Origin of the sequence: Neisseria polysaccharea, assembly GCF_963392925.1 — a bacterium.
Classification (GTDB): Bacteria; Pseudomonadota; Gammaproteobacteria; order Burkholderiales; family Neisseriaceae; genus Neisseria; species Neisseria polysaccharea.
In genome coordinates, this window is the sequence record NZ_CAUJNZ010000046.1 from 1 (window position 1) to 212 (window position 212).

At 58.0% G+C, this 212-nt stretch carries 1 protein-coding gene; it reads right to left on the minus strand.

Annotated elements, in window-relative coordinates; all coding sequences use genetic code 11:
- Nucleotides 1–29: 29 nt before the first annotated feature.
- The coding region (locus tag RDY34_RS10580) for a hypothetical protein (protein ID WP_308075324.1) at nucleotides 30–212 on the minus strand (183 nt) is incomplete at its 5' end.

The window sequence follows — 212 nt, forward strand, 5'->3', positions numbered from 1 at the left end:
CGGTTTAGGTTTTGATGGGTTTTAAAGGGTCAGACAGCGGGGACTACTTGATAGCTTGCCCATGCTTTGAAGTCGTCGCCCGCAATGGCGGCGATAAAGGACAGACAGGCGGAAACGGCGGCGGCGCGTGTGGGGTAAATCCCCAGACGGCGGGCGGTGCATGAATATGCGTCAGCGTCGTAATGGTAGGCGGTAGGCTCGTGAACGATGGC